19 protein-coding genes and 1 pseudogene are annotated in these 24,601 nt (G+C 64.8%); 8 read left to right on the top strand and 12 right to left on the bottom strand.

Annotation, left to right across the window (positions count from 1 at the left end; genetic code table 11):
• The first annotated feature begins 84 nt into the window (after positions 1 to 84).
• Both EL249_RS02485 and EL249_RS02480 read left to right on the top strand, forming a co-directional pair.
• Complete coding sequence (locus EL249_RS02485; RefSeq protein ID WP_005674552.1) at positions 85 to 1,500, top strand: sodium:proton antiporter; 1,416 nt, start codon at positions 85 to 87, stop codon at positions 1,498 to 1,500.
• Positions 1,501 to 1,693: 193 nt separating this feature from the next.
• Complete coding sequence (locus EL249_RS02480) at positions 1,694 to 2,167, top strand: hypothetical protein (protein ID WP_005674553.1); 474 nt, start codon at positions 1,694 to 1,696, stop codon at positions 2,165 to 2,167.
• Here the strand turns inward: EL249_RS02480 and EL249_RS02475 are convergent.
• The 5 genes from EL249_RS02475 to EL249_RS02455 form a co-directional block, all read right to left on the bottom strand.
• Positions 2,154 to 3,164 carry a 2-keto-4-pentenoate hydratase gene (locus tag EL249_RS02475; RefSeq protein WP_005674554.1) on the bottom strand — a complete coding sequence of 337 codons (1,011 nt, stop codon included), beginning with the start codon at positions 3,162 to 3,164 and terminating at the stop codon, positions 2,154 to 2,156. The two genes, EL249_RS02480 and EL249_RS02475, sit on opposite strands and share 14 nt — an antisense overlap.
• Positions 3,165 to 3,424: 260 nt before the next feature.
• The gene (locus tag EL249_RS02470; RefSeq protein ID WP_169311697.1) at positions 3,425 to 4,459 is read right to left on the bottom strand and encodes a DUF3299 domain-containing protein; all 1,035 of its coding nucleotides are present in this window, start codon (positions 4,457 to 4,459) and stop codon (positions 3,425 to 3,427) included.
• A gap of 220 nt (positions 4,460 to 4,679) precedes the next feature.
• A complete protein-coding gene (locus EL249_RS02465; protein ID WP_005674556.1) occupies positions 4,680 to 5,972 on the bottom strand; it encodes an ABC transporter permease in 1,293 nt (430 codons plus the stop codon).
• Position 5,973: 1 nt separating this feature from the next.
• The gene (locus EL249_RS02460) at positions 5,974 to 6,708 is read right to left on the bottom strand and encodes an ATP-binding cassette domain-containing protein (protein WP_005674557.1); all 735 of its coding nucleotides are present in this window, start codon (positions 6,706 to 6,708) and stop codon (positions 5,974 to 5,976) included.
• Between the two features lie 108 nt (positions 6,709 to 6,816).
• A complete protein-coding gene (locus EL249_RS02455; RefSeq protein WP_005674558.1) occupies positions 6,817 to 7,581 on the bottom strand; it encodes a ZrgA family zinc uptake protein in 765 nt (254 codons plus the stop codon).
• A gap of 403 nt (positions 7,582 to 7,984) precedes the next feature.
• On the opposite strand from EL249_RS02455, the gene EL249_RS02450 reads away from it, so the two are divergent.
• Genes EL249_RS02450 through EL249_RS02440 form a run of 3 tightly spaced genes read left to right on the top strand, consistent with a single transcriptional unit; the run spans position 7,985 to position 10,789 of the window.
• Positions 7,985 to 8,782: a metal ABC transporter ATP-binding protein gene (locus tag EL249_RS02450; protein WP_005674560.1), complete on the top strand. Its 798-nt coding sequence runs from the start codon at positions 7,985 to 7,987 to the stop codon at positions 8,780 to 8,782.
• Positions 8,775 to 9,650 (top strand): metal ABC transporter permease, encoded by an 876-nt coding sequence (locus EL249_RS02445; protein WP_005674561.1) that lies wholly within the window; start codon positions 8,775 to 8,777, stop codon positions 9,648 to 9,650. The genes EL249_RS02450 and EL249_RS02445 overlap by 8 nt, the downstream gene beginning before the upstream one ends.
• Complete coding sequence (locus EL249_RS02440; protein ID WP_005674562.1) at positions 9,647 to 10,789, top strand: metal ABC transporter solute-binding protein, Zn/Mn family; 1,143 nt, start codon at positions 9,647 to 9,649, stop codon at positions 10,787 to 10,789. The genes EL249_RS02445 and EL249_RS02440 overlap by 4 nt, the downstream gene beginning before the upstream one ends.
• Positions 10,790 to 10,932: 143 nt before the next feature.
• Here EL249_RS02440 and EL249_RS13705 read toward each other — a convergent pair whose 3' ends face one another.
• From EL249_RS13705 to EL249_RS02425, 3 genes are read right to left on the bottom strand one after another with little or no spacing between them, the layout of a single operon-like run.
• Positions 10,933 to 11,886, bottom strand: coding sequence for a uroporphyrinogen-III C-methyltransferase (locus EL249_RS13705; protein WP_005674563.1), 954 nt, complete (start codon positions 11,884 to 11,886; stop codon positions 10,933 to 10,935).
• Entirely contained in the window at positions 11,886 to 12,302 is a 417-nt protein-coding gene (locus EL249_RS02430) for a rhodanese-like domain-containing protein (RefSeq protein ID WP_005674565.1), read from the bottom strand. Before EL249_RS02430 ends, EL249_RS13705 begins: the two co-directional genes overlap by 1 nt.
• A 38-nt stretch (positions 12,303 to 12,340) precedes the next feature.
• Positions 12,341 to 13,039 carry a fumarylacetoacetate hydrolase family protein gene (locus tag EL249_RS02425; RefSeq protein WP_005674566.1) on the bottom strand — a complete coding sequence of 233 codons (699 nt, stop codon included), beginning with the start codon at positions 13,037 to 13,039 and terminating at the stop codon, positions 12,341 to 12,343.
• Between the two features lie 285 nt (positions 13,040 to 13,324).
• Here EL249_RS02425 and metH point away from each other — a divergent pair, with 285 nt between their 5' ends.
• A complete protein-coding gene (metH, locus tag EL249_RS02420; RefSeq protein WP_005674567.1) occupies positions 13,325 to 17,107 on the top strand; it encodes a methionine synthase in 3,783 nt (1,260 codons plus the stop codon).
• A gap of 63 nt (positions 17,108 to 17,170) precedes the next feature.
• Here the strand turns inward: metH and EL249_RS02415 are convergent, their stop codons facing one another.
• On the bottom strand, positions 17,171 to 18,079 hold the full coding sequence (locus tag EL249_RS02415; protein WP_050781955.1) for an EamA family transporter: 909 nt from the start codon (positions 18,077 to 18,079) through the stop codon (positions 17,171 to 17,173).
• 153 nt (positions 18,080 to 18,232) lie between these two features.
• On the opposite strand from EL249_RS02415, the gene EL249_RS02410 reads away from it, so the two are divergent.
• The gene (locus EL249_RS02410) at positions 18,233 to 18,787 is read left to right on the top strand and encodes a MarR family winged helix-turn-helix transcriptional regulator (protein WP_126348056.1); all 555 of its coding nucleotides are present in this window, start codon (positions 18,233 to 18,235) and stop codon (positions 18,785 to 18,787) included.
• A gap of 449 nt (positions 18,788 to 19,236) precedes the next feature.
• Here EL249_RS02410 and EL249_RS13830 read toward each other — a convergent pair.
• Positions 19,237 to 19,435 (bottom strand): annotated as a pseudogene (locus EL249_RS13830) (transposase); the annotation flags it as partial.
• Positions 19,436 to 19,652: 217 nt separating this feature from the next.
• Entirely contained in the window at positions 19,653 to 20,243 is a 591-nt protein-coding gene (locus EL249_RS02405; RefSeq protein WP_005674572.1) for an NAD(P)H-dependent oxidoreductase, read from the bottom strand.
• 102 nt (positions 20,244 to 20,345) lie between these two features.
• Between EL249_RS02405 and EL249_RS02400 the strand changes: the two genes are divergently transcribed.
• Entirely contained in the window at positions 20,346 to 21,245 is a 900-nt protein-coding gene (locus EL249_RS02400) for a LysR family transcriptional regulator (protein ID WP_005674573.1), read from the top strand.
• A 680-nt stretch (positions 21,246 to 21,925) separates the two neighbouring features.
• On the opposite strand, the gene EL249_RS02390 is transcribed toward EL249_RS02400, so the two are convergent.
• Positions 21,926 to 24,190 (bottom strand): hypothetical protein, encoded by a 2,265-nt coding sequence (locus tag EL249_RS02390; protein ID WP_126348055.1) that lies wholly within the window; start codon positions 24,188 to 24,190, stop codon positions 21,926 to 21,928.
• Positions 24,191 to 24,601: the final 411 nt, after the last annotated feature.

Here is a 24,601-nt window from a genome sequence, read left to right as displayed (position 1 = left end):
CTGCCCACGTCGGCAAACCGACAGTGTTGGCTTATGCCAAAGCAAAGTGTATTGTGTACCTCAACCGGGGTATGACCTTCACGCATGAAATCCTCCAGAAACAGTCTGCTGCTGTTACTTCTCCTCCTGTCCGCCTCACCTGCCTGGGCCTCTTCCGAGACGCTCGATGGCGCCAGCCTGTCCCTGTACTGGGGCATCCCCTTTGCCGGCATCCTGCTGTCCATCGCCCTGATGCCGCTGATCTCGCCCCTGTTCTGGCACCATCACTACGGCAAGGTCGCTGCGGGCTGGGCCCTGGCGTTCCTGGTGCCGTTTGCCTTCATCCATGGTTTCGGCGCCGCCCTGCATGGGCTCGTGCATGCCGCCGTGGGTGAATACATCCCCTTCATCCTGCTGCTCACGGCCCTCTTTACCTGCGCGGGCGGCATCCACATCAGTGGCACATTGCGTGGCCGCCCCATCCTCAATACCGGATTGCTGGCGCTGGGCACGTCCATCGCCAGCTTCATGGGCACCACGGGTGCCTCCATGCTGCTCATCCGGCCACTCATTCGCGCCAACGACAATCGCCGCCACCAGGCCCACGTCATCGTCTTCTTCATCTTCCTGGTGTCCAACATCGGCGGCCTGCTCACCCCGCTGGGCGATCCTCCGCTCTTTCTGGGCTTCCTGCAGGGGGTCGAGTTCAGCTGGACCATGCGCTACCTGTTCTGGGACATGCTGCTGGTGTCGGTGCTGCTGCTGGCCATGTTCTTCCTGCTCGACAGCTGGATGTACCGCAAGGAAGGTGTGCTGCCTCGCGAATCCGTGTCGGATGCGCAACCCCTGGGGCTGCAGGGCTGGGCCAATGTCCTGTTGCTGGGCGTGGTGGTTGGGCTGGTCCTGATGAGCGGGCTCTGGAAACCCGGGATCTCGTTCGATGTCTATGGCGCCGAAGTCACGCTGCCCGGCCTGCTGCGTGACCTGGGGCTGCTGGCGGTCATCATCGTCTCGCTGCGCATTACCCCGGCTTCCATCCACGCCGACAACCAGTTCTCCTGGGCGCCCATGGAGGAAGTGGCCAAGCTGTTCGCCGGCATCTTCCTGACCATCATCCCGGTCATTGCCATGCTCCAGGCGGGTACCGAGGGGGCATTTGCCAGCGTCGTGCATGCCGTCAACAACGCCGATGGCGAGCCCATCCCCATCATGTATTTCTGGGCCACCGGGCTGCTCAGCTCCTTCCTGGACAACGCGCCCACCTACCTGGTGTTCTTCAACACCGCCGGCGGCAACCCGCAGGTGCTGATGAACGAGATGGCTCCGGTGCTGATGGCCGTCTCGGCCGGTGCCGTGTTCATGGGGGCCAACACCTACATCGGCAACGCGCCCAACCTGATGGTCAAGGCCATCGCCGAAGATCGCGGCATTCGCATGCCGAGCTTCTTCGCCTACCTGTTCTGGTCGCTCACCTTCCTGCTGCCCATCTTCCTGCTGGTCTCGCTCATCAGCTTCCGCTGACACGATCTTGACCGGTCCGAGAAAAGCGGCACATCCCGTCGCGCACGCGGGCGCTAGACTCGGCGCATGCCGCCTGCGCGACGGCGTGTGCCCTGGCTGAACGGCTCCCTGCACGAACGGGGCCGGGCCTCCTCGGCCACCCCGGTCCATTCCGGACACGTCCCGCGGCGGATCCTTTCACCGTGGTGAGACCATGATCAAACGTGTCCTGCTTCTTTCCTCGCTGATGCTTTCCGTGCCGACCTGGGCTGCCACGCAGCCGGCTGCCGAGAGCGCACCTGTGGCCAAGGCTTCCAGTGCGGCCATGACCGCCACGACGGTTCAAGGCGCGACTACCCTGAAAGAGAGCGATGGCAGGGACATCATCGCGCGTGATCCCAAGCCCGACACCGGCAATGCCGAGCACGACGCCCTGCTGGTCGAGCGTCGCCAGCAGCAGCGCATGGTGCTGCACCTGCGTGCCAAGCGTGATTCGGAACTGAATCGCCTGTCACTGGCCCGCCTGGCCGCCTCGCGCGGCGGGGACCCCACGTTCAACGAGAAGAAGAATCAGGCCATGCTCGAGCAGATGCGTGGCCTGCAGGCGGACTACGACCGCCAGCTGGACAAGGCGCAGGCGGATCTGGATGCCATCGATGTCCGCCTGGCGAAGTTCAGCGGAAATTGACGATGACCGACGGGTTGCCCGGCAGGCCTTCGTAGCTCATCCGGTAGCTCTTGCCGGCTTCGGGCGTGAAGCGCTTGCCGAAGGCACCCAGTGACAGGATGTCGCCAGGGCGCAGGCGGATGCCGGCCTTTTCCAGGTCCTGGATCTGCCACAGCACGGCATTGAGCGGGTTGCCCTGCAGGCTGCTGCCCTTGACGGCTTCCAGCTCGTTGCCATCCTTGTCCGTCAGTCGCACCGTCATCTCGGCCAGCTGGTCCACCATCTCCTGATCCACGTTGATGGGGATGGGGGTGCCCAGCACGCCGAAGCGGGCGTTGGCATTGACCACCGTGGCGTCTGCCGCGTTCATCTGAGCGTAGTCCTGATAGGCCAGATCAGGCAGCTCGATGAACGGGATGATGGCCGACAGGCTGGCCAGTACCTCGCGCGGGGTCTGCGCGTCATGGATGGCGGCGCTGCGCACCACCACCACCATGTCGGCTTCCATGCGCGGCTGGGTGGCGTAGCGGCTGGCCGACAGTGCCACGCCGTTAGGCAGCAGCATCCGTTCCAGCAGGTTGCCGCGCACCGCCACCATCTTCTGCTGACCATCCTCGCCGATCATGGGCATCTGCTCGGACTTGTAGCCGACGATGCGTCCCGCTGACGGGATGATGCCCTTCAGGAAGGTGCGGCTGGCGCATCGCGCCTGCTCCATCGACAGCGCCCGCGGCGGCAGTGGCAAGGGCTGGCGCTTCAGGTAGAGATAGGCATATTCGGTCAGCTTGCGTTCATCGGCACAGAAATTGCCGGCAATCCGCATCTGGGCCACCTGGGTCTGATACTCCACGGCCTCGCGCTCGGCCTCGGCCTTCTCGCGTTCGGCTGCCGGGCTTGGCACGCTCATGCCTGCGGTCTGAGGCGGCTGCTGGACAGGTTCCGACAGGCTGGCGCAACCGGAAAGCATCAGGGCCAGCACACCCGGGATCAGGCAGAAGGAACGGCGGGAGGCAGACATCGGTGTTCTCCGTTGAGGGGAAGGTTCTGGATGCACGCAGCCGGATGAATGCCCACAGGCGCGGGTCCACGCCCGCCTGGCCGACGTGAGCGGCCTGCCGGGTGCCTGCTGATCCGGAAAGATGCACTTCTACCCTGAATGTTATCGGGTGTGTGATACGGAGGGTTTCGGTAAAGGTTACGGCCGTATCAAAGCTGGTACACCTGAAAGGCGGACGACACCGTGTCCGGCCCGTGCGGGCGGTGTCGAACCCCGGCCTGTCACGGATGGGCAGGTGAAGGGGCCTCTTCCGGATCCTCGTAGGGGGCCACCGTCTTTGCCTGCATCTCGTAGCCTGCACTGCCGTAGGGCGTGTCGATCCGGGAAGGGCTCAGATCCCCCGTCACCGTGACCGGATCCATCATCTGGAAGCCCTTCAGCGGCTGAGCGGGCACTACATGGATGACCTGGTTGGAAGGGGGCGGCGGCACGTGGATGCAGGCCCCGAAGTAGGGCACCAGCAGGAATTCCTCGATGGTGCTGGAATCGCTGCTGTCCAGCGGCACGATGAAGCCCGAGATGACGATCTTCTCGTTCTGGATGGCCGGATTGAGCGGTGCGTTCTTCCAGGCCTTCTGCAGCTTGCGCAGGGCGGCAATGGCGCGCGGGTCGCTGTCGGACATGCCGTTGAAGTTCAGCGACTTGAAATCGCGCAGGGGCTCCCAGTCCTTGGGAATCAGCACCTCCCAGTCCATTGGCCGATAGCCCTGGGCATCGGCACCACTGCTGCTGGCCTGGCCCTGATCCTTCCCGTCCTGAGCACGTCTTTCGCCATCCGCTGCGGGCTGCTTCTGGCCCGAACCGTCTCCTGCCGTGGTGCTGCCGGCCCCTGCCTGGTTGCGGGCCCGCGCCTTGGGCAGCTCCTCGCCCAGCACGAAGCGCCCTTGGCCCTGACTGTTCTGGATGTCGGTGCTGGCCTGGCTATCCGTGCCGCCGACACCCGTGTTACCCCCGCCGCTGCCTGGGCGGATGGCATCACTGTTTCCGGTATTGGAATCGGTCGTTGCGCTGGCCGACGGAGGCGTGGTCGTACCTTCAGCCGGCTGGCCGTCTGCGGCCCAGGCGCCCAGGGGCGCAACCATGGCGGCCAGCAGCAGTGCAGTCAGAGCAGGCCTTAAGCCTGCAGGTTTTCGGCAGCCCAGGGGAGCGGCATTGCCGCTCACGTCACCCTGGTTGTCCGGCGCCATCCGGGGGCGGGTCATCGCCTGCCGTATGGTTGCCGGCGTGGTTGCAGGATGAATGATGGACTGGGACATCGAATCGGCAGGCAGGTGCATGGCAGGTGAGCAGGGCGGGACAAAGACGGTCCAACGCTCGGACCCGTCTGTCAGCATACATGACCTGGGCGCTTGGGCAGGAAACGCGAAGTGGCGGACTGCCTTTGAAGCGGACGGCCTTTGAAGAAGGGGGCCCTTGAAAAAGACAGCCCGGATCTGGTTCCCACCCGAGAGCGGCGGCGCGTGATTCGCGCCCCCTTCAGAGCCGGGGCGTCAGCCCGTCGGCCAGCGCCCGCTGGCTGGCACGCCAGGCGGGCCACAGTGCCGTGATGGGGCCTGCCACCGCAACCAGCGCCAGCAGCCACAGCTCGTCGGCGGCAAAGCGGGTCACGGGCCAGACGATGCCCCACTGGTTCAGCAGCAGCGGCGCGGCCAGCAGCGAACCCACGGTCAGCAGCACGTGGCCCAGCAGCGCGCCGCCCACCGTCAGCAGCATGCCTTCCTGCACCAGCAGGAACAGCAGGTCCAGCGGGCGGGCACCCACGGCACGCAGGATGGCCAGCTCGCGCTGACGCTGCTCCAGGCTGGCCAGCAGCGCGGTGACCAGGTTGCACAGGCTCAGCACCAGCACCAGCGCCGACAGCGCCGACAGCGTGCGGGTCACGATGTCCAGCAGCCGCCAGAGCTGATTCAGCGCCACGGCCGGCAGCACGGCCAGCAGCGCCTCGTCCTCGTCGGCATTGATGTCGCGCTGCAGGTTGAAGACGCCCGCGCGGGACTTCAGGCCCACCAGGGCCGCCGTGATGAATTCAGGCTTCAGGTCGAAGGCCTTCACCTTGTCGGCCGGGATGTTGATGCCCGGAATGGGTGCGCCCGCCTGCCAGTTCAGGTGGATGGCCGTCATGGCGTCCAGGCTGATGTGCAGCGTACGGTCCACCGGTGTGCCCGTGGGCGCCAGGATGCCGCTTACCTGGAAGGGCTTGTCGGCGTGCTCGATGCCGGGTGCGTCACCCGTGCCATGCGTGAGCGTCAGGCGATCTCCCAGCCGGTAGCCCAGCCTGCGGGCCACCTCGGCGCCCAGCACCACGTCGAAGATCTGCTCGAAGGGCTTGCCCTGGGCCAGTTGCAGGCGTTCGCGTGCCCCGTAGCGGAAATGCTCGAAATAGGCGGCATCGGTGCCCAGCACTGGAAAGCCGCGGTGCGAATCCCCCAGCGCGATGGGAATCGTCCAGGCCACCAGGCGGTTGCGGCGCACCCGCTCATAGGCCTCCCAGCTGATCTCGTGGGTGGGGTCGCCCAGCCGGAAGACCGCATACAGCATCAGCTGCAGCGGGCTCGTGCGTGCCCCCACGATCAGGTCGGTGCCTGAAACAGCGCGGGTGAAGCTGTCGTGGATGGCCTGCTGGCCACGCTGCACCGTCAGCAGCAGGCAGGTGGACAGCGCGATCGACACCAGGGTCAGCCAGAAATTGACGCGCCGGTTGCCGGCGCTGCGAAAGGCCAGCCGCACCAGCGTGCCCAGTCGTGCCAGCGTGAAGGAAAGCGCAGACATGTCAGGCCGCCTCCGCCGTGTTGATGTCGTCCATCTGCAGGATGCGCCCGAAATACGGCCGCAGCTGCTCGTCATGGCTCACGACCAGCAAGGTTGCGCCGCTGCTTTCCAGCTGCGCCATCAGCAGCGACAGCAGCCGGTTGCGGTTCTGACTGTCCAGGGCCGAGGTCGGTTCATCGGCGATCAGCAGCTCGGGGCTGCCGATCAGGGCGCGCGCCACGGCGGCCCGCTGCTGCTGGCCTACCGACAGCCCCGTCACCGGCCGCGACCAGGCCGATTCGGGCAGCTCCAGCGCGGCCAGCAGCTGACGTGCCGTCTGGCGCGGTTGCGATCCGGCCCGTTTGCGGCGGATGGCCGAGAAGTGGCAGGGCAGCAGCACGTTGTCTTCCAGGCTCAGGTACGGCACCAGGTTGAACTGCTGGAAGATGAACCCGATGTGGTCGGCCCGCAGCCGGTCGCGCTCGGCCGCGCCACAGTCCGACAGACTGTGGCCCAGCAATCGGACCTGGCCCCGGGTGGGCTGCAGCACCCCGCCCAGCAGGCCCAGCAGCGTGCTCTTGCCGCCGCCGCTGGGACCCAGCAGCAGCACGTGCTCGCCGGCATTCAGTGCCAGGCGGTGGATGTCCAGGCAGGCCGTGGCGCTGCCCGGCCAGGTAAAGCTCAGGTCTTCGGCCAGCAGCACGGGCGTGGCCGCATTCGGTGCAGAGGTATCGTGCATGTCCGTCGTGAAAGGCATGGCGCATGCGAAAGCCGATGATGGTAGCCGCGATGCCGACCGGCTGGCCCGGTCGGGCAGCCGGCGCGTTGTCCGGGCTGCCGCGTCCGGGGCTGGATCAGGCCGGAATCAGGACGCCTTCCAGCGGATCACCGCCTCGCCGGCTTCCAGTCGCTGTGCCTGCTGGCCCTGGTCGTTCACCACGGCCGCATCAATGTGCTTGAGGCGTGGCCAGCTGCCGAAGGCCGTGACTTTCAGCGTGTCGATGGCGGCCGGCTGCTTGCAAGTGAACGTGTAGGTCACGGCCAGGTCGGCATGGTGGCCATGTGCATGTTCGTCCTTGTCTGCAGCGTGGTCGTGATCGTGGTCATGGTCGTCGCCGTCATGCCCGCCGTCGTGGTCGTCATGGTCGCCGGCATCGTGGTCGTGATCGTCGTGGTCATCCACCTCGTCATCGTCATCCAGCAGCGTGGGCGCGTTGATGACCGGGGGCTGCTGCGCACACTGGGCTGCTGCCGGGACCTGCACCACGCTGGCAGCGTCCTGCAGCTGGTCCAGCAGGGCCTTGGCCTGTGCGCGCTGCTGGTCGTTGGCCGGCTCGGTCTCGAAGCCGATCAGGCTGTCCAGCGGCGAGCGGAAGCTCACCGTCAGCGTCTCGCCCTGCTGGCTGATGTCCAGCGTGCCCAGGCCGTGCTGGTGCACATGGCCCTGCTTGTGTCCATGATGGTGGTGATGGTCGTCGTCGTGCCCGGGCGCATGGTGCGCACCGGCCGAGGCTGCCGCCGTCAGCAGGGCGCCAGCCACGGCCAGCCGCAGCGCGTGGCGTCCGGAAACTCCCGGTCGTCCGGCCTGGGCGGCCCGAAGGGGAAGGGAATGTTCCGAAGCATGTTTCATCAGGATCTCCTCATGGGGAATTTGCCTCGCTAATGATAAGTCATTAGCATTAAGTCATGGATTCCGGCCACCCCCACGCATATCCTGCGTCGACGCCACCGGCTGCGTCCGCTGGCACGGCAGCCTACCCTGCCGCCTTATCTCAAAATACCACGTCCCTGCCACGGCTGTCGGCCGTCTGGTGGGGCATCGGTGCACGGCTGCTGCTGGCCGTGGCCCTCACGGTCCTGCTGTGGCTGGTCATCCGGTGGGCGCTGCAATGAACCGGACCGATACCTGCCAGGCCAGGTCAGATGCCGGGGCGCACGCGCCGGCCCATGGGGCGGCTGGCCATGCTTCCGGGGAACCCGGCCACGCTGCCACCCCGTGTGCGCGGCCGGATGCCGCCAGCGAGGCAGCACCCGTGCTGGTCTCCCTGCAGAACGTCACCGTCGGCTATGACCGGCACCCGGCCATCCACCACCTGCAGCTGCAGATCTCGGCCGGCGACATGCTGGCTGTGGTTGGCCCCAACGGTGCCGGCAAGAGCACCTTTCTCAAGCTGCTCATCGGCGAGCAGCTCTCGCTGGAAGGGCAGGTGACGCTGCCCGATCCCGACCGGGTGCGCGTGGCCTGTCTGCCGCAGATCAACCAGACCGACCGGCAGTTCCCCATCACCGTGCAGGACATGGTGGCTTCGGGCCTGTGGCACCAGTGCGGCGCCTTTGGTCGCCTGGGCCGCCAGGGCGCGGCACGGGTGGCCCAGGCCCTGGAGATGGTGGGTCTGCGCGGCTATGCCGGCCGCGTGATCAGCGCGCTCTCGGGCGGCGAATTCCAGCGGGTGCGCTTTGCGCAGCTCATCCTGCAGGATGCCCAGCTGGTCGTGCTTGACGAACCCTTCGTGGGTATCGATGTCACCACCCAGCAGGTGCTGCTGGACCTGCTGGCCCGCTGGCACGCGCAGGGCGTCACCATCGTCGCTGCGCTGCATGAGCAGGACATCGTCCGCCAGTGGTTCCCGCACACCCTGCTGCTGGCGCGCGAGATGATCGCCGTCGGTCCCACGGCCGAGGTGCTCACGCCAGAGAACTGGCAGCGTGCCGTCGATCGTTCGGTGGCAGCCCGCCAGCCCAGCACGCGCTGGTGCGAGGGGCCCACCGCCATCCCGGCCGCTGCATCGGCCGTTCACCGAGGGGCGGACAACGCCATGCCACGTGTCTGAGTTGTGGGACGGGCTCATCGGCCCCTTCATCGAATTCGGCTTCATGCGCCGCGCCCTGGCCGGCTGTCTGGCCCTGTCGCTGGGCGCTGCACCGGTGGGGGTCTTCCTCATGCTGCGTCGCATGAGTCTCACCGGCGACGCCATGGCGCACGCCATCCTGCCCGGGGCGGCCATCGCCTACCTCATCGCCGGCCTGTCGCTGCCCGCCATGACCCTGGGCGGCATCATCAGCGGCCTGCTGGTGGCGGCAGCCTCCACCCTCGTCGCCCGCAGTGGCCGACAGTCCGAGGACAGCAGTCTGGCGGCCTTCTATCTCATGTCCCTGTCGCTGGGTGTGGTCATCGTCTCCACCTACGGCAACCAGGTCGACCTGCTGCACGTCCTGTTCGGGTCCGTGCTGGCGCTCGATGACGACACCCTGCTGCTGATCGGCGTCATTGCCAGCGTGAGCCTGCTGGGCCTGGCCGTGCTCTACCGCCCGCTGGTCTTCGAGTGCGTCGATGCCAACCTGCTGCCCCGAAAGAGTCCCTGGGGCAGCATTGCGCACTTCGGTTTCATGGGCCTGCTGGTCATCAACCTGGTGGCGGGCTTCCACGCCCTGGGCACGCTGATGTCCATCGGCCTGCTGGTGCTGCCGGCGGCCGCAGCCCGCTTCTGGGCCCGCACCGTCAACGGCCTGCTGGTCCTGGCGGCTGGGCTCGCCTTGCTGGCCGGCGTCAGTGGCCTGCTGGTTTCCTATCACTACGAATGGCCTACCGGTCCCACCATCGTGCTGACCCTGGGCCTGATGTACTGCCTGTCATTGCTGCTGGCGCCCACCGGCGTGCTACGCAGGAAGAATCGCCCACGGAGACACTACGAAACATGAACACCCGCATCCCCTCCTTCCTTTCCCGCCCGGTGGCGCTGGCTGCAGCCGCCCTGGCCACGGCGCTGCTGGCCGCCGGCCCTGCCCAGGCGGCCCATGGCGTTGCCGCCACCGCCGGCCAGACGGATGCCGCCCCGTCCTCCCGGCCACTGCCCGTCGTCGCCAGCTTCAGCATCCTGGCTGACCTGGTGAAGCAGGTCGGGGGTGATCGCGTGGCTGTCGAGAGCCTGGTCAAGGCCGGCGGTGACACTCACGTCTTCCAGCCGGGGCCTGCCCAGGTGCGCCAGCTGTCCGGCGCCAGCCTGGTCGTTGTCAACGGCCTGGGTTTCGAGGGCTGGATGCCCCGCCTGATCGGTTCCAGTGGCTACAAGGGGCCGGTCGTCGAGGCCGCTCGGGGCCTGCAGGCCATGAAGGCCACGGACGATCACCACCACCATGGTGATGATGCCGACGAAGATGATCATGACCACGATGGCCCGCATGGCCACGACCACGATCATGACGGCCCGCACGGTCATGACCATGACGAGGACGGCCCCCATGGCCACAGCCATGCCGACCATGACCACGACGAAGCATCGCATGGCCATCATCACCATCACCATGGCGGCCTGGATCCCCACGCCTGGCAGGACGCACTGAACGTTCGTCACTATGTGGCCAATATCGCCGAAGGCCTGTGCCAGGCCGCGCCGGCCGACTGCGCGGGCTTCCGAGAGCGTGCCCGCGCCTACGATCAGAAACTGCTGGAGCTGGACCAGGAGATCCATAAGGCTGTCGATGCCACGCCGACCGACCGCCGCCGCGTGATGGTCTCGCATGCGGCCTTCGGCTACTACGGCCGTGCCTATCACATTACCTTCATGGCCCCCGTGGGCATCTCGACCGAAGAGGAGCCGTCTGCCGCCGTGGTGGCCAACCTCATCCGCCAGGCACGCCAGCAGAACGTGCAGGCCTTCTTCTTCGAGAACAACAGCGACCCGCGCCTGCTCAAGCGCATGGCCTCCGAACTGAAGAATGTCACCATCGGCGAGCTGTATGCCGATTCGCTGTCGCCGGCCAACGGCCCGGCCGCCGACTACCTGAGCATGATGCGATACAACACCCGCGCCATCACCCAGGCCCTGTCGAAGAAGTAAGCACCTGCTTTCGTGATCCGGCCCGAGCGGTCGGCATCACGTCTACAGACCGAACCCGGACCCCGCGTGCCACGCGGGTGTCCCGGTCAGTCAGAAAACCGTCAGCACACCCCCATTCGGGCCCGTCGGCCAGGGTCCCTCGCTCAGGGCGCTTCGGTCCGGCGCACGTCAGGGGGCACCACGCCTACCAGCAGCAGCGCCGGCTTGCCCTTCAGGGCCGCCGGTGGCGGCTGCAGCGAGCCCAGCACGCCCGGCACCATGGCCTGGTCGGGCAGTGACACATCCACCATCCACAGCGTGGGCGTCTCGGGCGGCATGCCCAGCGCCAGCAGCGTGTCGCGCACCTGGTCCGAAACCGTGGCCGCCATGTACAGCGTACCGCTGCCGGCCGCCACGATGGCCTCGGCCCAGCGACGCAGCTCCGGATCCGCCACGATCTCGGCTGCAGACAGGACCTTCCGGCGCGAGGGCGGCACCGGAGCAGCCGCCTGGTGCAGATCCACCGGGGGCGGCGTCACGGGCAGCGGCAGTGCTGCCGTATTGCGCTGATCCGATGCATGCACCTGGGGCGTGGCCAGCACCAGCGCCCGTCGCCGCCCGCGCTCGGTCATCGGCATCGCCAGCGCCGCATGCGCCGCCTGCGCCGAGCTGATGCCCGGGACCACCTCCACCGGCACCCCGGCTGCGTGCAGCACATCCAGCTCTTCCTGGGCCCGTGCGAAGATCAGCGGATCTCCCCCCTTCAGACGCACCGTCAGACCGCCGCGCTGCGCACAGTCCAGCAGGATCTGGTTGATGGACGACTGCCGCGCACTGGGATTGCCGGCACGCTTGCCCACCGCGATGATCCGGGCCCGCCTGGCCAGCGCCAGCACCTCCGGCTGCACCAGCGCATCATGCACCAGCCAGTCGGCCTCGCCGATCAGCCGTGCCGCCTTGCAGGTCAGAAGCTCCACATCGCCCGGCCCCGCGCCCACCAGCACCACCCGGCCCGGCCCCAGGCCGGATGTCCTGTCACCGGACAGGCCAGTGCCCGTGTTGACAGAAGGATTGGGTGCCTGCACCGTTCCCCGGGAGACCGGAACGCCGTCGGCCATCAGCTCTGCTCCCACGGCAGGCCGGCAAACCGCCAGCCTTCCACGTGGTTGCGCTGCCGCTTCTCGTCCAGTCGCCCCTCGAAACCCCCCACGATGTTCCACAGGTTGGTGAACCCCGCCTGCGCTCCGGCCGTGGCCGCTGCCACACTGCGCACACCGCTGCGGCACAGCAGCACCACCTTCTGGTCGGGTTTGGCCACCTGGGCCAGCTGCGCCAGAAAGTCGGGGTTCTGCCGCTGACCGTTGTCGATCAGCCAGGGCACCGGAATGGCCCCGGGTACCCGACCCACCCATTTGTGCTCTTCGGGCGTGCGCACATCCACCAGCAGCGCCTCGCCCGCCTGCACCAGCGCCCAGGCATCGGCCGGGGAAATGTCACCGGCGTAGGCACCGGCCTGGGGGTTGGAACTCGTCATGTCCTGCTCCTGAAAAATGTCTGGCTGTTTCCGGCCGGTCAGACCAGCTCGACCTGGATCCCGTCCAGACCGTCGATCGATCCCTGCAGATGGTTGCCGCGCACCACCGCCCCCACACCGGCCGGCGTGCCGGTGAACACGATGTCCCCGGCCACCAGCGACCAGTGCCGCGACAGGTGACTGATGATTTCGTTCACGTTCCAGATCATCTGATCCAGATCGCCCGACTGGCGCTCCTCGCCATCCACCGACAGCCGGATGCCGCCGTGCACCAGCGTGCCCACCTGTTCGCGCGGCATGATGGCCCCCACCGGCCCCGAGGCCTCGAAGCCCTTGGCGATCTCCCAGGGGCGACCCTTCGCCTTCAGCGCCGTCTGCAGGTCGCGCCGCGTCAGGTCCAGACCCACCGCATAGCCGTAGATGAGTTCCTCGGCCCGGGCCGGATCGACATTCGAGCCGCAACGGCCCAGGGCCACCACCAGCTCCACTTCGTGGTGCAGCGACTGCGTGCCCGAGGGGTAGGGCACCGGCAGCACTGTCCCGGCGGCCACCGGCACCACCGAACTGGCGGGCTTCATGAAGAAGAAGGGGTCCTCGCGACCGCTGGACCCCATCTCCACGGCATGCTGCGCATAGTTCTGCGCCACGCAGAACACCCGATTGACCGGAAACCGCTGTGCAACCCCGTGCACCGGCAGGCTCACGGTGCGGGCAGGTGCAAAGACATACGACGACATGAGGCTTTTCCGAATGATGTATTGAAAACGGCCCTCATTATCCCAGAGCCGGCCCCGTGGTTGTCATCCACGAATCATGCCTTCATATGAGGAAAGCACCGCAGCCGGGCACGGCAGATCCGTGCCATGCATCAGGCGGCCACATCCGCTGCGCCGGCCGCCCTCGTGGCCCATGTGGCCATTCGCCCCTAGAATGCTGGGTTGACTCCTCAAAGTACGTTCCAAGCCATGAGCCAAGAAAACGCCCCTGCCGCCTCTGCCCCTGCCCGCCGGAACACGCCCGCCATGGGCCCGGTCGAGACCCGGCTGCGCGAACTGCTCAAGGAACGCATCCTGATCCTGGACGGTGCCATGGGCACCATGATCCAGCAGTACAAGCTGGGCGAGGACGACTACCGCGGCGAGCGCTTCCGCGACCATGCCCACGACGTGAAGGGCAACAACGAGCTGCTCTCGCTCACCCGGCCCGACATCATCCAGGAAATCCACGAGAAGTACCTGGAGGCCGGTGCCGACCTCATCGAGACCAACACCTTCGGCGCCACGGCCGTTGCCCAGGCCGACTACCACCTGCCGGAACTAGCCTACGAGATGAACGTCGCCTCGGCACGGCTGGCCCGGGCCGCGGCCGACAAGTACAGCACGCCCGAACGTCCCCGCTTCGTGGCCGGCGCCCTGGGCCCCCAGCCCAAGACCGCCTCCATCTCGCCGGACGTGAACGACCCGGCCGCGCGCAACATCACCTTCGAGGAACTGCGTGCCGCCTACCTGGAACAGGCCCGTGGCCTGGCCGAAGGCGGAGCCGACGTGTTCCTGGTCGAGACCATCTTCGACACCCTCAACGCCAAGGCTGCGCTGTTCGCGCTGGATGAACTGGCCGAAGAGCGCAGCGCCCAGGGCCTGCCGCGCATCCCGGTCATGATCTCCGGCACCGTCACCGACGCCTCCGGCCGCATCCTGTCGGGCCAGACCGTCGAGGCCTTCTGGAACTCGGTGCGCCATGCCAAGCCGCTCACCATCGGGCTGAACTGCGCCCTGGGGGCGGCGCTCATGCGGCCCTACATCGAGGAGCTGGCCCGCAAGGCCGACACCTTCGTCTGTGTCTACCCCAACGCCGGCCTACCCAACCCCATGGCCGAGACGGGCTTCGACGAGACCCCCGACATCACCTCCGCCCTGCTGAAGGAATTCGCGCAGGCCAACCTCGTCAACATCGCCGGTGGCTGCTGCGGCACCACGCCTGCCCACATCCGCGCCATTGCCGAGGCCGTGCGTCCGCTCACCCCGCGCGTGCCGCCCGTCATCCCCGTCGCTACCCGCCTTTCCGGCCTGGAGCCCTTCAACATCGACGAGGACTCGCTCTTCGTCAACGTTGGCGAGCGCACCAACGTCACCGGTTCCAAGGCGTTTGCGCGGATGATCCTCAACGAGCAGTACGACGAGGCCCTGCAGGTCGCCCGCCAGCAGGTCGAGAACGGCGCGCAGATCATCGACGTCAACATGGATGAAGCCATGCTGGACGCGATGAAGGCCATGCCGCGCTTCCTGAACCTCATCGCCAGCGAACCCGACATCGCCCGCGTGCCCATCATGATCGACAGCTCCAAGTGGGAGGTCATCGAGGCCGGTCTGCGCTGTGTGCAGGGCAAGGCGGTGGTCAACTCCATCTCGCTGAAGGAAGGCGAAGAAAAGTTCCTGCACCAGGCTCGCCTGGTGCGCCGCTATGGTGCGGCCGCCGTCGTCATGGCCTTTGACGAACAGGGCCAGGCCGACACCTTCCAGCGCAAGATCGAGATCTGCAAGCGCGCCTACGACCTGCTGGTGAACGAAGTGGGCTTCCCGCCCGAAGACATCATCTTCGATCCCAACATCTTCGCGGTCGCCACCGGCATCGAGGAGCACGACGAATACGGCAACGACTTCATCCGTGCCTGCCAGTGGATCCACGACAACCTGCCGCATGCCCGCATCTCGGGTGGCGTCTCCAACGTCTCCTTCTCGTTCCGCGGCAACAATCCCGCGCGTGAGGCCATCCACACGGTCTTCCTCTATCACGCCATCAAGGCCGGCCTCACCATGGGTATCGTCAACGCCGGCATGATGGGCGTCTACGACGAAGTGCCGCTGGAACTGCGCAACCGCATCGAGGACGTGGTGCTCAATCGCAAGCCCGTCTTCCCCGATGACCTGCCCGTCGATGCCCCCGAGCGTGAACTGACCGCCACCGAGCGGCTCATCGAGATCGCCCAGACCCTGAAGGACGACGGCGGCAAGAAGGAAGCCGATCAGGCCTGGCGCAAGGGCAGCGTGCAGGAACGCATCACGCACGCCATGGTGCATGGCATCACCCAGTACATCGTCGAGGACACCGAAGAGATCCGCCAGGAAATCGCCGCGCGTGGCGGCCGCCCCATCGAGGTCATCGAAGGTCCGCTGATGGCCGGCATGAACGTCGTCGGTGACCTGTTCGGCGAAGGCAAGATGTTCCTGCCGCAGGTGGTCAAGTCCGCCCGCGTCATGAAACAGGCCGTGGCCCACCTGCTGCCCTTCATCGAGGCCGAGAAGGCTGCCTTGGCGGCAGCCGGTGGCGACGTGCGCTCGCGCGGCAAGATCGTCATCGCCACCGTCAAGGGGGACGTGCACGACATCGGCAAGAACATCGTCTCCGTCGTGCTCGAATGCAACAACTTCGAGGTCGTCAACATGGGCGTGATGGTGCCCTGCGCCCAGATCCTCGAAAAGGCCCGCGAGACCGGCGCCGACCTCATCGGCCTGTCCGGCCTCATCACCCCGTCGCTGGAAGAAATGGCCTTCGTGGCCGGCGAGATGGAGCGTGACGAATACTTTCGTTCGCGCAAGATTCCGCTGCTGATCGGTGGCGCCACCACGTCGCGCGTGCACACTGCCGTCAAGATTGCCCCCAACTATTCCGGTCCGGTCGTCTACGTGCCCGATGCATCACGTTCCGTGCCCGTGGCCCAGGCGCTCGTGTCCGAAGAGCAGCGCGAAGGCTTCCTGGCCGACCTGCACAGCGAATACGACCGCGTGCGCAACCTGCACGGCAAGAAGAAAGGCCCCAACTTCATTCCGCTGGCCGATGCCCGCGCCAACCGCGAGCAGACCGACTGGAGCACCTACGTGCCGCCCCGGCCCAAGTTCATTGGTCGCCGAACCTTCAAGAACCAGGATCTGTCCAAGCTGGCCGAATACATCGACTGGGGCCCGTTCTTCCAGACCTGGGACCTGGCCGGCAAGTTCCCGGACATTCTCGACGACGCCGTGGTGGGTGAAGAGGCTCGCAAGGTCTACGCCGACGGCAAGGCCATGTTGAAGAAGATCATCGACAACCGCTGGCTCACCGCCAACGGCGTCGTGATGTTCCTGCCGGCCAACACCATCAACGACGACGACATCGAGATCTACACCGACGACTCGCGCACCCAGGTGGCCATGACCTGGCGCAACCTGCGTCAGCAGAACGCCAAGCGTGAAGGCATCCCCAACAAGTCCCTGGCCGACTACATCGCGCCCAAGTTCATCGACGGCAAGCCCAGCGGCATTCAGGACTACATCGGCATGTTTGCCGTCACGGCCGGCATCGGTGCCGACAAGAAGGAAGCCGAATACATGGCGGCGCTGGACGACTACAACGCCATCGCCTTCAAGAGCATCGCCGACCGCCTGGCCGAAGCCTTTGCCGAAGCCCTGCACGAGCGCGTGCGCAAGGACCTGTGGGGCTATGCTTCTGACGAGAAGTTCACCAACGACGAACTCATCGCCGAAGCCTATACCGGCATCCGTCCGGCACCCGGCTATCCGTCCTGCCCCGAGCACACCATCAAGAAAGAGATGTTCGAGCTGATGGACTGCCAGGAGATCGGCATGCACGTCACCGAGGCACTTGCCATGTGGCCGGCCGCCAGCGTCTCGGGCTTCTACTTCTCGCACCCGCATTCCGAATACTTCGGCATCGGCAACATCGACGAGGACCAGCTGCAGGACTTCATCCGCCGCTCGGGCCGCGACGAGGCCGAGGTGCGCAGGGCACTGGCACCGCTGCTGGGCTGAGCGTTCAGGACGGGGCGGCCGTATTTGGCCCCGTCGTTCGTCAGATCTTCGTGACCACGGAAATCAGCTGTCGTGGCGGGACAGGGATGTCGAGGTTGTTCCTGTCCTGGGCATCATCGCCCGCTGCACGCCGATGATGGACAGCAGCACCAGCACGAAGCCGGCCAGGGCACGGCCGCCCAGCTGCTCGTTCAGGAACACCCAGCCCAGCACGAAGGCACACACGGGGCTGAGGGGACCGAGCGACGACACGATGGCGGGCGGAAGCCGGCTGATGCCCCGGAAATACAGCACGTAGGCCAGCACCGCGCCCACCAGGCACAGGTACAGATAACCGCCCACGTTGGCTGCCGTGAAGTGCTCGGGCCAGGGTTCCAGAACCAGCACCACCGGCAGCAGGCATAGCCCACCCAGCAGCAGCTGCCAGCCGGTGTAGGCCAGGACCGACAGCCCGTGCTGAAAGCGTGCCGAGAAGAAGATGCCCGTAGCCATGGAGGCCGATCCGGCCAGGGCAGCGATGATGCCCAGCGTGTCGAAATGTGCCTTCGGCGAATACACCAGCAGCACGATGCCCAGCACCCCCAGTGCGGCCGAGGCCCATGCCATGATCGGTGGCTGCTTTCTGCCCACCCACCACGTCAGCACCAGGACCATCAGCGTCTGCGTGGAATTGAGGATGGCAGCCAGCCCGCCCGGCAACCGATAGGCCGACACGAACAGCATGGCCTGAAATAAGGCGATGTTCAGGATGGACAGCATCAGCAGCCACCCCATGTCCCGCCAGCGTGGCCATTCCCGTGTCCAGGCCAGCAGCAGCAATCCGGCCGGAAGCACGCGCAGCAGCGCGGCGGTGAAGGGGCGCCCAGGGGGCAGGAATTCGGTCGTGACCAGATAGGTGCTGCCCCAGATGAGCGGGGCCAGCGCCGTGGCCAGGATCACCATGATCGGACTTCCCTGGTGTGTGTCGTTCATGGTGGGCACGTGCAGATGGATGCTGTCAAAGGATGAACGACATCCTATGCTGCAAATTATCTTGATGTCAAGGTAAATGGCTGACCGGATCGGGATTAGTGTCCGATGGTCGCTATACTTTTCCGCTGCTTAGCAATGTCCAGGCTTTTCCTCATGTCCAACGCCAAGGTACAAGGCCAGTTTCAGGCGCCGCTCGCAGATCCTGCCCCCGATGCCGTGGATCACATCGTTGCCCAATGGCAGCGGGAAATGCCCGGACTCGAATCCGACAACATGATCCTGTTTGGCCGCCTGAAGCGCTGCACGGCACTGCTGCAGGCTCGGCTGGACACCGTATTTGCCGAGCATGGGCTGAACGCGGCCTCATTTGACGTGCTGGCCACGCTACGCCGGGCCGGCAAGCCCTACTACCTCACGCCCACGGCATTGTTCGAGTCGCTGATGGTCACGTCCGGCACCATGACCAACCGCCTGCAGCGCCTGGAAGAAAAGGGCCTGATTCAGCGCCTGTCCAACCCGGAGGACGCCCGCAGCCAGCTGGTGCAACTCACGCCCCGGGGCAAGGCGCTGATCGAGAAGGCCGTGCTGCCCCATGTCGAAAACGAAGGCATGATCCTGGATCAGCTGCCGCCACGTACCCGGCAGCAGCTGGAAGATGGGCTGAAGGTGCTGATGAAGGTATTGGAGGCGCGTTCTTCACCGACATGAAAGTACCGTGGATGCCCATGGCTTGCGCCCCGCTGCTACGCCCTGCCGAAAACCTTCTCCAGATGCGCTCGGCAATCGGTTTTCAGGATGCCATCCTCGTCGATGGCCAGAATTTGCGTATGCGTCATTGATGAACGGCGCGTCCGATACCGAATATGGGCGCTTCATCGAACGCCAGCTCATTGCCGGTGTCCGATGGACTCCCTGGTGATGATCAGTCTGTCGTGCTGTCGTTGAGCGCCCGGCTGTGCCGTCAGACTTCGGACCATTGTTCGATCGGACGGACATTTGCAGGCCCCATTTGAATTCCGAGCATTCGCTTTGTTCCGTGATGTTATTGAGGCCATCATGATGCTTGGCCCGGCTTGTAGCGATCGGAGCCATCGCATCAAAGGTCACACTGGATTGAGATGTACTGTCAACCGTAGACAACAGGGCACTTTGAGCCGGATTGTCCTCCTGTGCGGTACCCTCCTCAATGTATTGTCCAAGCCACAGAAGCGCTTTTGCAGCTCATCCTGCCGAGCAGCGGTACTCCATCTACTCGTCCGACAGGTTGTACAGTCGCTTCAGAACCCGTATCTGCACCATCGTCTCCGTCAGGTACTGCGGCCGACCTCCTTTCGTGCTGTCTGGCCTCGGTACACTTTCGTCCATCCTGTCGGCTTACGTTGCGAAATCGTCTGGCGCTCGATCTCCTGAAGCAGATCTCCACAGCTCACATCCTCGTGCGCATTCTCCGGCCGCCTTTCCACGCCCTGGTAGCGCGCATCACCCAGAGCCATCTCTTCCTGTCTGTGCAAAGCAGCCTGAACCTCCTCTTCCAAGGTTTTCAGGCTGCTTTTCCATTATTCCCGCCCCGCGGCTACGCCTTGCCGAACACCTTCTCCAGGTGCGCGCGATAGTCGGACAGGTAGCGCTCGACCTGCGGATTCTTCACCACATCGTTGCAGGTGAACGTGGGCAGCCGCGTGGTGCCGAGGAACTCGTTGGCCTTGTGGAAATGGAAGTGCACGCCGTCCACTCCTGCGCCCTCAAAGAAGTCGCCTTCTCGGGTGAACGCCTCGATCGGCGCATTCCAGGTGGATGAAATCATGTGCTTCTTGCCGTGCAGCAGTCCACCCGTCCCGTAACCCACCGTCGGGTTGACACGGTGGCGACCATCGTTGGCAACCAGCTTGTTTTCGCCAACACCTTCGCTGAACACTTCGTCAACATATTTTTTCACCGTCCACGGCTCGCCCATCCACCATCCCGGCATCTGCCAGACAACCGCATCCATCCACAGCCATTTCTCCACCTCGGCAACGGTGTCGTAGCCCTGCTCAATCACGGTTTCCTTCATCGTGTGGCCGAGTGCCGTCAGCGTCTCTCGGGCGGTCTGGTGCAGTGTGTGGTTCAGACGGCCTTCGGTGAAACGGAAGGCCTGTCCGCCATCAATCAACAGAATGTTCATGCGGATTCCTCAGAAGTCGTGTTGAAAACACGCCATTGTCCGTTTATCCTTCATGCAGGAAAATGGCAATAATCGCAAAACACTTTTCCAGTATCAGCAACAATGAAGAGCCATTCCGATGAGCTGGCCGTATTCGTGCAGGTGGTGGAAAGCGGCAGTTTCAGCCGTGCGGCAGAAAGTCTGGGCCTGGCCAACTCCGTCGTCAGCCGCACCGTGAAACGGCTGGAAGAGAAACTTTCCACCAATCTGCTCAACCGCACCACACGCCAGCTTCGGCTTACCGAAGAAGGCAGCCGTTTCTTCAGGCGCGCTCGGCAGATACTGCACGACATCGATGCCGCAGAAGCAGAACTCCTCTCCTCGGGCGGTACACCGCAGGGCATTCTTCGGGTGGATTCCGCCACGCCCACGCTGCTGCATCGCATTGCCCCGCTCGTGCGCCCGTTTCGTGAGCGTTATCCGAAGGTGTCGTTGCAGCTCACCTCGTCCGAAGGCTATATCGACCTCATCGAACGGCGCGTGGATATTGCCATCCGCGCAGGCAGCCTGCACGATTCTGCGTTGCGCGCCCGACACCTGTTTGACAGTCGTCTGAAGCTTGTTGCTGCGCCCGACTATCTGGCCCGATACGGCACGCCGGAAAGCGTTGCCGATCTGTCGCGGCACGTCCTCATCGGCTTCTCCGAACCCAGAACCCTGAACAACTGGCCGTTTGCTGACAGCGGTCATGCCCCTTATGCTGCCGCGCCCCAGCTGTCTGCCAACAGCGGAGAAACCATCCGTCAGCTCTGTCTATCCGGCAATGGCATCGCCTGCCTGTCGGACTTCGTCGTGGCCAGTGACATCGCCGCCGGCGACCTGCATGAACTCCTGCCGGACCGTGCCCTGAACGAAGCCAAACCGTTTCATGCGGTCTATTACGGTGACACTACGGTCAGCCCGAAAATCCGGGCGTTTGTGGACTTTCTAGCAGAGCACTGGAGGCCCGGTCGTCAGGTCTGAAATGTCGCAGATACTGCGCCATCAACAGATCTGCCGGATACATCTCAATGTGTACACCCATGTCAATCTGGCTGGTACCTTGAGAACTCCCACCGTCTACCGCGTACGGCGTCAGCCTTGCTCCACAAGATCGGGGCTTTGCTTCACGCGCCGTACTCCTCCCGCAGTATCTCCGTCATCCAGTCGAACACGGCCAGTACGCGCGGTGAGGTGACGGTGCGCTGGGGCCGATCGGGCTGGATAGGAGCGGATCCGATAGATGGCCCAGCTCGATCCGGCGCTGCTCTCTTCCGGGATGTGGCGAGGCGGGTGATGGGGGTGACGCTGCTGCCTATCGCCAGGCCGGCGGTTCCGTCATGAAGACGCAGTCGCCGACTGTGGACAGCGCCCAGTACGATGTCTATCGGTCCGATCCGGATGTGAATGGCGCCGTGCCTATGCAAAAGAACACGTCGGCCCAGGCCGCCGCCTCCGCGCGGCCGAATGCTTACGATGACTGATCGGAGAATTCCAGTCTGTACCGCTGTCGTGTCGTGCGCATGGGTTACAGCCTGTTTGGTGAAGGCAGCGCTGCATGCCAAGTTGATGACGTGGGGGAGTGCAGCAAGGGGGCGACCCGGTGGGGGCCAGCGGCTAAAGGCCCGCCCCCATGACCGGCGTTTTTGCCGTATGTAAATCACTTACTTCGCGGCCGGATTGCTGCGCCAGGTGCGTGTCACCGGCTGGCCGTTGTCGCCGGGGCGCGTATCCGTCACATAGCTACTCACGCGTTCCAGGGCCTGGCCATGCTGCCATCCGGAAGGCACCACGAAAGTCGAGCAGATATCGCGGTTCAGGTCACGGGTACGGCTGGGCAGGGCTGCCGTCCAGCAGCGAGTCACCTGATTGGCCTCGGGACCGGGTTTCAGGGACATCTTCACGGTCAGCGGTTTGCCATCCTTCTGGCCCTGCCAGGTCATCAATGTCCCGAAGGGAACCAGCGAGTCATGGTGGAAGCCCTTCTGACCGTCAACCGAGGCCAGCAAGCCCTCGATGCTATTGCTGGGGCTGTGGTCGTTGGGGTTGTCCGCGGGCGGGACATAGATGTCTGTCTTCAGTTCGTTGGGCAGGAAGACCACCTGCTTGCCGCTTTGCGTGCCGGCGCGTAGCTTCAGCGACATCTCCAGGTGCTCGAATGAGGGTGTCGCGTTGTACCAGTTATTAATGCCTGCTTTCAGTTCGTGATAATAGGTTCCTTCTGCGGGGACATAGTTGTCGGGGGCGGGACGGGGGCCGAAATTATCGGCCTGGCTGTTCTCCCAGAGCTTGAGGCTGTCCGGATCAGGGGCCTTCTCGATGAAGGCGCCGGTGGGGCTGCTGGCAGCCTTCAGACGACCATTGTCATCATTGAAGCCGAAGTCCTCGTCTGGCAGGGAGTCGAAGGAGGCAGACAGCAGTGCACCACTGATGCCTCGTTCGTTCATCGGTACATCCGTGGTTCCGTCGACAATCCCTTCGGCGCGGTAGTTGGCGGTGCTCCAGGTGTCGGTGCTGCTGGATGTGCCGGAAATGACGCCATCGCCGTTGTATGCCGGCTCGCGTGTTTCATGAACCACCTGCTCGCCCAGCTTGACGAGCGCATCGCCGGATTTCCAGTTTGCCGGAATGCGCCACGCGCTGCGGATCTCCATGGATTCCGAACCGCCTGCCTTGAAGACATTCAGCGTCAGCAGGAAGGTGTTCGGCCCATCAAGAAGACTCATGTCCAGTTCGGCGACATACGCCCGGTCTTCGGTCTCCCATGTCTTGAAACTTCCGTCGCGGTAGATCCGCTTCTCTGCCGACAGCTGCGTGACGGAGTTGTCCGGTTGACCCCCAGGGCTCACGGCACGGAACACGAGGGGTTTCCCCTCGTTGAGACCCGCCTGCGTGAATCGCAGGATATTGCCGATTGTCAGTGCCTGGCCGGCGGCAGCCTGGTCACTGGACAGGCCCAGCTCCCAGGTCACAGCGTTGAAAGCGGCCTTGCCGGTCTGGCCAGGCTGGGCTTCAGCATGTGCACGATAGGTGTACGGCTGCTGGAATGCACTGTCGGTCGACGGCTGAATGCCCACATCCAGCTTCAGCAGGGGCTGCGGGGCCTCGCCGGCCAGTTTGGGTTTCGTGAGTTCAATGCCACCCTTTTCCGTCGGAATCAGCTCGCGGGTCGCATCCGTGGCAGGGGCCTGGTCCTTGGTGGCTGCATGGTCCAGCAGGGCTGCCAGGACCACGTCCGAGCGAATTTCTCGGTCGTCGACCAGTTCGCCCAGTGCAGCGGCGGGCGCCGCAGCAGGTGTTGCAGCAGGTGTTGCCGCGGGTGTTGCGGCAGGTGTTGCAGCCGGTGTTGCAGCGGCTGGCGCTGCGTCCTGGGTGGCTGCTGCCGTGTCGTTTGCCGGCGTTGGGGTGGTTCCTGGGGCAGCGGTTGTAGCGCCAGCGGCAGTCTCGGTTGCCGTGGTGCTGGCCGATGGTGTGTTGGCACCCGTGGTCTCTGTCGCGGAGGTTTGGGTGGACGGCGTGCCGGCAGCGGGGGTTCCGATTGCAGCGGCGTTGGTCGATGGCGTGGCGGCAGTCACGGCCCCTGCTTCGGAGGCGATCGTGGTGGGCGTGCTGTTCGTCGAGGGATCGGCCGCGGGGGCGGCGTTGCCGGCAGCGTCACTAGCTGGGCGGGTGTTCTCGCTGCTTGAGGTATTGCTTCCCGGGCTGCTGGAAAGAACAGCCGTGTCGGCTTTCTGTGTCAGCTGGGCAGGCTGTCCGGCATCACCCGATCCGCTGCCGCCGCAGGCAGCCAGGGACAGCATCATCAGCAGCGCCAGAGGGCGACCGGGGTGACGGCGTGCAGGCGACGTGATGGGCGTGTGGAAGCATTCGTGAGGCGTACCGGGAGAAGCAGAGCTGGGCGAAGATGGAAGGAATGTGCGTATGGACATGAGTGATCCTTGGCGGCTGTTAACGATATGGAGCCTGGCGGAAGGTCGCCAGCGCCGAAGGTCACTGTAGAGCGATGCGTCCGGGCACTTCGTAGAACACGGAAAGGCTTGATGTATTTATCGGACAACGTTTTCATTCAGGCATGTGTGTGCACGCATACGTTCCGTGTGCGCGCTTGCACGAATGGGCCTGAATGTATTTCACATGTTCGAGAACCTGCATGATGTCTGCCTGGAGGACGGCAGATTGTTGGTCATGCCTTGCAACGATGGTTGCAAAGAATTGCATCCGGACATCGGCACTCCCCACGAAATTGGGTAGTACGCACAGACTTGACAGTGCTGCATGCAGCCGGTTCCTGTTGTCTGGAGCCATCTGTGGAAGCCTGGATGACGGCGTGCCGATAAAAA

Source organism: Lautropia mirabilis, assembly GCF_900637555.1.
GTDB classification, from domain to species: domain Bacteria; phylum Pseudomonadota; class Gammaproteobacteria; order Burkholderiales; family Burkholderiaceae_E; genus Lautropia; species Lautropia mirabilis.
Note: the sequence above shows the minus strand (reverse complement) of the source record. Positions and strands in the feature narration are given on the sequence as shown.